Source organism: Pedobacter segetis (assembly GCF_016623585.1).
Taxonomy (GTDB): domain Bacteria; phylum Bacteroidota; class Bacteroidia; order Sphingobacteriales; family Sphingobacteriaceae; genus Pseudopedobacter; species Pseudopedobacter segetis.
Genome location: NZ_JAEHFY010000030.1, coordinates 18,549 through 27,675 on the forward strand (window position 1 = coordinate 18,549; position 9,127 = coordinate 27,675).

At 33.8% G+C, this 9,127-nt stretch carries 5 protein-coding genes; 4 read left to right on the plus strand and 1 reads right to left on the minus strand.

From position 1 onward, the window contains the following. The 3 genes from recD to recB all read left to right on the plus strand — a co-directional run bounded on the left by recD (position 1) and on the right by recB (position 8,520). Positions 1-1,776: an exodeoxyribonuclease V subunit alpha gene (recD, locus tag I5M32_RS15740; protein ID WP_200588036.1), complete on the plus strand. Its 1,776-nt coding sequence runs from the start codon at positions 1-3 to the stop codon at positions 1,774-1,776. 140 nt (positions 1,777-1,916) lie between these two features. Further along, positions 1,917-5,129 carry an exodeoxyribonuclease V subunit gamma gene (recC, locus tag I5M32_RS15745; protein ID WP_200588037.1) on the plus strand — a complete coding sequence of 1,071 codons (3,213 nt, stop codon included), beginning with the start codon at positions 1,917-1,919 and terminating at the stop codon, positions 5,127-5,129. After that, the gene (gene recB / locus I5M32_RS15750) at positions 5,122-8,520 is read left to right on the plus strand and encodes an exodeoxyribonuclease V subunit beta (protein WP_200588038.1); all 3,399 of its coding nucleotides are present in this window, start codon (positions 5,122-5,124) and stop codon (positions 8,518-8,520) included. Before recC ends, recB begins: the two co-directional genes overlap by 8 nt. Here recB and I5M32_RS15755 read toward each other — a convergent pair. Continuing rightward, entirely contained in the window at positions 8,493-8,660 is a 168-nt protein-coding gene (locus tag I5M32_RS15755; protein WP_200588039.1) for a hypothetical protein, read from the minus strand. The genes recB and I5M32_RS15755 overlap by 28 nt on opposite strands. A 53-nt stretch (positions 8,661-8,713) precedes the next feature. Between I5M32_RS15755 and tnpA the strand changes: the two genes are divergently transcribed. After that, positions 8,714-9,058, plus strand: coding sequence for an IS200/IS605 family transposase (gene tnpA / locus I5M32_RS15760; protein WP_200588040.1), 345 nt, complete (start codon positions 8,714-8,716; stop codon positions 9,056-9,058). The last annotated feature ends 69 nt before the right edge of the window (positions 9,059-9,127 follow it).

The following is a 9,127-nucleotide window of genomic DNA, read 5'->3' on the forward strand; positions in this document are numbered from 1 at the left end:
ATGCAAACCTTTAATGATGTGCACTTACAATTCGCCTCTTTTTTTAAAAGCCAAAATTTACAGCCTTATGCTTATTTAGTCTCCAAAAAACTAGCCCAGGGTAATATATGCCTAAATTTAGGAGAGCAAATTACAGAAAAAGAAGAGCTTCTCTCCTACTTTAATATTGATCAATTAAGTATCGATAAAGTAAAAAAAGAAAAAATGGTTAGCCTTAAAGGCGAAGAAAAGCAACCATTTATTTTGCACCAAAACAGGTTATATCTGCAAAGATATTTTAATTACGAAAGCAAGATCTTAGAAAGCATCAATCGTTTTAAAAACGATAGCGAAGAGGCAAGAAGGATTAACCAATTAGAAACACATCAAGTATTTATAAAATCTTTGTTCCCATCATCGCCAAACATAAACAACTGGCAATTGGTAGCTGCGGTAAATAGTTTCATCAATAATTTTACCATTATTACCGGTGGCCCAGGGACCGGCAAAACCACTACCGTTGCTAAAATTTTGGCTATTCTTTACAAGTTAAATCCCGATCTAAAAGTTGCTTTGGCCGCACCAACGGGCAAAGCTGCAGCAAGGATGGCAGAATCTTTAAAGCAGGCAAAATTAAAGGTTGATGATAAAATCCAAGAAAAATTTAGGCATCTGCAGCCTGCAACGATCCATCGTTTATTGGGCTATATCCCAGATTCGCCATATTTTAAGCATAATAGCGAAAACCCATTATTGGTTGATGTTTTGATTGTTGATGAATCTTCTATGATCGATGTTGCCTTATTCTCGAAATTATTGGATGCCGTTGACGAAAACACCAAACTGATTTTGTTGGGAGATAAAGACCAATTGGCATCCGTTGAGGCGGGAAGCTTGTTTGGCGACCTATGTTTGGCACAAAAAGAATTGAATGTTTTTGACGATAAAAGAACAACATTGATCAATAATTTAATTGATGAAGAAAGCGCAAGAATACCCATAACAAAGATTGATGGCGATATTAAGCATCCTTTATTTCAGAGAATTATTGAGCTAAGACACAGTTATCGCTTTAGTAATAAAGAAGAAATTGGCTTGTTTAGTAAAGCTATTATCAACAATGATGAAAATGTTATCAAAGGTTTTATCAACAAAAAAGAAAACGGACAGGTAACCATAGATACAGAATTTAACCCAAGCATCTTTAACAATTTCGTTAGCGGTTATGAAGATTATATCAAGGAGCCCAACACCAAACAAGCGTTAAAAAAATTGAATAATTTGAGGGTTTTATGTGCTATAAGGGAAGGAGAACAGGGCTTGTACCTTACCAATAGAAGAATTGAAAATTACCTGTCTGATAAAAATTTGATCACAAAAGGATTAGAATTTTACCTGCACCGCCCTATCATGATCACTAAAAATAATTATGCCTTGGGTTTGTTTAATGGCGATATCGGGATAATAAGGGAAGATGAGAATAAAGTTTTAAGAGCATTTTTTGAAAATTCTGAAGGAGAGATTGTTTCGGTATTACCGGGATTATTAGCAGAAGTAGAAACAGTTTTCGCAATGACGATCCATAAAAGCCAAGGCTCAGAATTTGATAAGGTTTTAATAATCTTGCCCCAAACAGAGAATATACATATTTTAACCCGAGAATTGCTTTACACCGGTTTAACAAGGGCAAAGGAAAAAGTTGTTTTACAAGCCACAGAAGCTGTGATCTTAGAATCTGCGGCAGCAAAAGTAGAAAGAGCCTCAGGAATTAACCAAAGGTTTCTTTCGGACGAATAATATATTAGTATAGAGATATTAGTATTGGGTATTGAGAACTACTTTATGGAAAAATATACGCATCTCACTACTCACTACTCACTACTCAATACCCACTACTCAATACTCAATACCCACTACTCACTACTCAATACTAATCAATGGCAGTAAGTTTAAAAGTCTCCAACTCGTTAGAAAAATTGGCAATTCAGTTTTGTGATGACTTAAAATCTAAGAAAATAGGCGTTTTTCAGCCTTATCATTTTGTAACCCAAACCGATGGGATGAACAATTGGTTAAAGTTGCAATTGGCCAATCATTTAAAAATTGCCGCCAACTACCGTTTTTTAAAGCCTAATGATCTAGTGGCACAGATTTATCACATCTTAGGTGGCGATTATTTGCAACCGCTATCCCCAGAAAACCAAAGCTGGCTGATTTTCAAAATATTAGGAACAGAAAGTTTTGTAAAAAAGTTTAAAAACATTGCCCAATATTATGATGAAGATAATTTAGACAGAGATTTAAAGAGGTTGGCCCTAGCAAAAAAAATAGCCGATCTTTTTGACCAATACCAAATATACCGGCCAGAAACCATCAAACTTTGGAACAGAGCCACCTTAGAAGATATAGGCTATGATGAATGGCAAAAATACCTTTGGATAAAAGCGAAGGAACTAGCAGATAAGCAATTTCCGGATAAAACTTTTATGAGCGATTTTATCATCGAAGCTTTAAAAAATCCACGAAATATCAATCGCTTAAAGCAAACGATACCAGATGTTTATCTTTTTGGTCTTTCCGTTTTAACCGATTTTCACATCCAGCTTTTTCATATTTTGGGAGAGCAGGTCAATTTCTACTATTATCTGTTAAATCCTGCGCCAGAACAATATTGGATAGAAGATATCAGCAAAAAAAGGGCAATCCGTTTACAGGATAAATTTAATGATGAAGAATATTATCAAAGTGAAGGGAATACCTTATTGAGTAATTGGGGGAAGGTGATCCAAAGCACTTTTTTTCTTCTGTTTAAGAACGAGGAAATGCTAAATGCTTATGAAGTTATTGAAAATCAATTATTTAATAACAAAACCTTATTAAAAACCATCCAAAATGAAATCTATGAAAACACAAGGGATGAAAATCGGCAAATTTTAAACCAAGAGATTATCAACGACGGCTCTTTGAGCATAAATTCTTGTTATAATGCCGCAAGGGAAGTTGAGGCCTTATATAATTACTTGGTTTCTTTGGTTGATAAAGGGCTTGAGAGACTTTCTCCGAGGGATATTGTGGTAATGGTAACAGATATTGATACTTATGCGCCATACATCAAGGCAACTTTTAATAATGCACCTTACAAGTTCAATTTCGGTATTGCAGATGAAAGCTTTACTTCAAACGATACCATCGCTGCGGCTTTAATTGCCTTAATGGAGATGAATAACCATAATTTAACGGCAGAGAATGTTTTGCAATTGCTAGATTTTGGCTATATCCGCAAAAGGTTTGGCATAAACGATCTAACGTTGATAAGAAAAACGGTAAACAAAGCAAACATACGTTTTGGTGTAGCCGGAAATTTAGACGATGAAAGTGTTTACGTAAGTTGGAAATATGGTTTAGAACGCATTATGCTGGGGATCTGCATGAGCGGCAGCGAAGAATATGAGTTCCAAAACGATACGCTTTTTCCCTTGGATGTTATAGAAGGTTCTGCGGCACATGAAGTGATCAGGTTTGTACATTTTGTGGAAGTGTTGACGGCCTCCATTAAACTGAGGGAAAGGGACAGGAGCTTAACGGATTGGGTAAAGTATATAGAAAACATTTTGGGCAACCTTATTTTTGATACCGTTGATAATATAGATGAAGATTACAACCTATTGATCAAACAATTAGAGAAATATAACTCTTTAAATGAACTACTTACAGAGAATATCAGTTTTCAATTATTTAGTTACAGCTTATTGCAATCGCTTTCTGCAAGCACAAAATCCGGTTCTTTTGTAGGTGGCGGAATTACTTTTTGTTCTTTGATACCAATGCGCAGCATCCCTTTTAAGATTGTGGCATTACTAGGCTTAAACTATGATAAATTCCCGAGGAAAGAACAGCCCATAGATTTTGATTTGATCAAACAACAACCAAAATTAGGCGATAGGAACGTAAAGGATAACGATAAACATCTATTTTTAGAAACCATCCTATCCGCCAAAGAAAAGCTTTACATCAGTTACATTGGCCAAAGCGATAAGGACAATACCACCATCCCTCCTTCTGCTTTAGTTGATGAATTGTTGGATTATTTGCAGTATAAATATCCAAAAGATGATCTTGCAAAGCAGATGATCATCAAACATCCGCTCCATAATTTCAGCGACAGAAATAACGACTTAGATCGAGCAAATTATCTGAACCATGTGGAGTTAAAAAAGTTTAACTTTTTTCAGAAAGAACCTAAAAGCAATTATTTAGAACTGCAAGAGATCAACATCAATTCTTTCATCAATTTTTTTAAAAACCCGTTTAAAGCATATTACCAAAAGGTTTTAAATATTTATTACGATGATGAACAACTTTTATTAACAGATACGGAACCTTTTGAACTAGATAATTTGCAGCTATGGGAATTAAAACAAAATTTATTATTGGCCAAGGCCGAGGATTTGCCAATTTTGAAAAACAAATTATTAAAGACCGGAAACTTGCCCTTGAAAAATATGGCAGATTTAGTTTTAAATAAAACCGACGAAGAAGTAAATAAAGTGAGGGAGATCTTTAATAAGTTGGTTAAAGATGAAGAAGAAAAATCAGTTTTGGTAGAGGTAAAGTTAAACGATAATAAAAACCTAATAATAGGCAATATACCAGATGTTTACGGTAATAAATTGATTGTTATATCTTGGTCTAAGAATGATAACAAAATACTTTTAGAAGCCTATTTAAAATATTTGGCTGCCCAAGCCTCTGGCCTAGATTTAACTTTATATTTCATTAGCGCAAATAATGAAAAAGCGTTTAAAGGTATCCGCATCAACTCGGCGCAAGCCAAAGAAAAACTAGAAGAAATATTTAAACTTTACCAAAAAGGTTTAAAAAACGTTCTTTGCTTTTATCCAAGTTTTAATATCAACCCCCAAGATTTCCCTTATAATTTCACTTTCAAGAAATTTAAAAAAACGATAAAAGATAAATTAGAAAACTTTGAATATCCTTGTTCTGATAAATACCTGATCAACAAATATAAAGAAGACTATTTTAACAGTTTTCCGTATGATGAAAACAATATCATCTATAAAGAATTTGTAAGTAACAACGAAATTTTATTGGCACCAACCGTAGAACTTTTACCAGATTATTATGCCTGAAGATTTATTTACCAAACAGTTTAAAGACTTTAACGCAAGCACAGTTGTTTTAAAAGGCAGCAATTTGATAGAAGCCAGCGCAGGAACAGGCAAAACCTATTCTATTGCCATCTTGGTTTTAAGGTTGATTATTGAGCAAAAAATGCCCATCCAAAAAATATTGATGGTAACTTTTACAAAAGCCGCCGTTGCCGAATTGGAAGAGCGCATCAGAAAGTTTGTTAGGCTTGCCCATAAAGTAAGCAAAGGAGAAAATATCGATGATAAAACCATCACAGAAATGGTTAAAAACCATGATATAACCGAAGTTGAAAAGATACTGGACAAAGCAATCCTGTTTTTAGATGAAACCTCTATTTTAACGATCCATAGCTTTTGCCAGCAGACTTTAAACCAGTTTGCTTTTGAAACCCAACAACTTTTTGGCGTAGATCTGTTGCCAGATTCCCAAAGTATCATGGCCGATGAGGTAAATAGATTTTGGAGGAAATACATTACCGGTATTTCTATGGAATTGCTAAACGTTTTAATACAGAACGGATTTTCTAGGGATAAAATAAGCAATATCGTAAAAGAGCATTTGGCTGGTAAAAAATACATGTTGTTTGATGAAAAAAATTTAGATTATTGTTTAAATGAGAATGACTATCAAACTTATTTAGAGGAGTTTAAGAAATTAAAAAATGATTACGACTTAAAATATGAACTACTTTACAACCAGTTAAAAAACAATGCTGAAGAACTTAAAAATAAATGCGAAGCCAATACTTATGCTAGAAAAGGTTTTGTCCAATTATTTGATGATTTTGATAGCTTAATTATTGAAATTAACAGTAAAACTGATAAAGGTTATGTCCAAAAGATTTTTGTTGATGAATTAGAAATTTTAAGAAGAGTAAATGATGCTAAAGATGCCATTCAAGAAATCATAAACAAGTTTATCAGTAATTTATACTGCCATGCCATACAAGAAATAGGTAACGGCATCAACTATTATAAAACCCGTTACAATCAAATTAATTATGACGATTTGATCAGCAAATTGCATAAAGCACTGCATAAAGAAAACAATGAAAAATTGGCCATTTGTTTACAAGAAAAATATCGAGCCGTTTTTATTGATGAATTTCAGGATACGGATAAGCTGCAATATGAGATTTTTGAAAAGGCTTTCGCCGATAAGACCATACTTTTTTACATCGGCGACCCAAAACAATCAATTTACGCTTGGCGAAAAGCGGATATTTTTACCTATTTCAAAGCTAAAAATGCAGTAGATAACCTTTACGGGATGAATCAAAACTTTCGCTCTTCAGCAGGTTTCATCAACGCCATGAACGTGTTTTTTAAACCCAATGAGAATTTTGATACCTTTCATTTTAAAGGAGAACCCAATTCTATAGATTACATCCCGGTAAAATCCCCTATTAATAACACTAAAGGAAATTTGATCTTTAAAAATCAAGTTGCAGTTCCTATCTCTATCTGTCAAGAACCCAATGGGGATGAACTAAACAAAACAGTTGTAGCACAGATAATTGATCTGTTAAGCAATGCAGATTATCAAATTGAGGTTAAAGGAAGTAAAAGGACCATAAAACCACAAGATATTGGTATTTTAATCCGCACAAAAAAACAAGGTAAAGAACTAAAAAAGGTTTTATCCAAATACGGCATCCCATCTATAACAATTGATGATGCCAAGGTTTTACGATCAGAAGAAGCCAGTTATGTTTCTTATCTGTTACAAGCTTTTTTAAACATCAGTATTTCTGCTATCAACAAGGCGCTGCTTTCTCCGTTCACACAGTTTACAGAAGAGCAAATTTTGCATCTTAATGATGAGTTGATTGTAGAACAGTTTAAAAAATACAAAGAAACTTGGGATAAATCTGGAATTTATGCTGCTTTAAATCAATGGATTATCGACTTTAACATTATCAACAACTTAAAATATAAAGCAGATGGAGAAAGGATAATTACCAATTTATATCAATTGATAGAATTGTTGCATAAAAATCAGAGTAAAAAGAACCTTAATAATTTAGAGTTGATCAGTTGGTTGCAAAGAGGAATTGAAGGTATGCAAACCGAGGGCGACGAATACCAACAAAGGATTGAAAGCGATGAGGACGCCGTTAAAATAATAACCATACATGCTAGCAAAGGTTTAGAATATAACATCGTTTTTGCACCCTATTTAGATTTATCTACAGATGGAAACCATATTAAAAACTCTAGTTTCAGGGATGAAGCAACAGGGAACTATATCTCGGCAGAAAAATCACAATTAAACCCCCAACAATTAGAAGAATGGAAAAAACAAAACGAACAAGAAAATAGAAGATTGATTTATGTATCCATTACCCGGGCGGTTTATAAATGCTTTATTTATAAAAATACGGCCAGTTATCACAGTAATTCATCGCTAGCATATTTTATCAATGCCATCCCAAAAGATGAAAACAACCTCATTGAAACAGGAGTTAAACCAACACTACAGGAAGACTATCGATATAAAACAGCAATAAAAACAAAACCAGTCGGTAATTTTAACCCTATAAAATTTTATCTAGATGAAAAAAACTGGCGCAGGATGAGCTATTCTATGTTGCGGGCAGACCATCCTTCTCAAATAAAGCCTAAGACCAAAGATGCAGACAACGATTATGATAATTTCATCTTCTCAACATTAAGAAAAGGAGCTAAAACTGGCAATATGCTCCATTATATTTTCGAAAACATTTCTTTTAACGATGAGAGTAAATGGGAATCGGTGATACTATCGGCCATAAATAGATTTGTACCAAACCAAACCGATGTTTATGCACCTATGCTTTTTCAAATGCTCAAAAATGTTTTAAATTCTCCAATCAATATTGATGGAGAAACATTTTCATTGGCCCAGGTTAATCCTTATAAATGTATCAACGAATTTGAGTTCGATTTTAACGTACATAATTTTAACCCCCAAAGTTTATCTGCCCTGGCCCTAGAAAACCAAGAAATTGAAATCAAGATTTTTAACGATATCGAAGGTATGATGAACGGTAAAATAGATTTGTTTTTTGAGCATGAAAACAAGTTTTACGTTCTAGATTGGAAATCGAACTTTTTAGGCGATAGCCTAGATGATTACAGCCCCGAAAGGCTAAATGATGCCATGAACCAGAACAATTATCATTTACAATATCTTATCTACACATTAGCGGCTAAAAAATATATCAAAAGCAGGATTCCTTCTTTTTATTATGATAAAGATTTTGGCGGAGTGATCTATCTGTTTTTAAGAGGAATGAGGGAAGGGGCAGAAAGCGGGATATTTACCGCCAAACCTAGTTGGAAAACATTGGCTAATATGAATTATAAATTAGAGGGAGAATTCACATAGCCCATGGCTAAGGCCGTGGATAAACGATGCGATTGATAACCATAGCCCATGGCTAAGGCCATGGATAAACGATGCGATTGATAACCATAGCCCATGGCTTCAGCCGTGGGTTTATAATACGATAAATCCAAATTGCCCATGGTTTCAATCCTAGGATTATTGGTTTAAAACGAATAATAAAACAAATATTTTTATGTCACATTCATATTACAAAGTTTGGATACATGCAGTTTGGGGCACAAAAGAAAGGTTTCCAATGATCAAACAAGAATCAGAGAGAAAAATCCATGATTTATTAAAAGAACAATTTAAAAAAATGGAATGTCCGGTAAGAATTATCAATGGAATGCCAGACCATGTACATTGTTTGTTTTTATTAAACCCGAAGAAAACAATTGCAGAAATTTTACAACAGGTAAAAGGCGGAAGTGCTCACGCCATAAATGAACAAAAAATAACAATAGATCATTTTTCTTGGCAAACAGGTTACGGTGTATTTTCTGTTAGCGAATCACAATTAGATCGGGTATATAATTAATTCAAGTTGCTAGTTAAAGAATAAAAAAGTAAGCATCAAAAATGAGAAATTTGGTTTACTACAACTAAA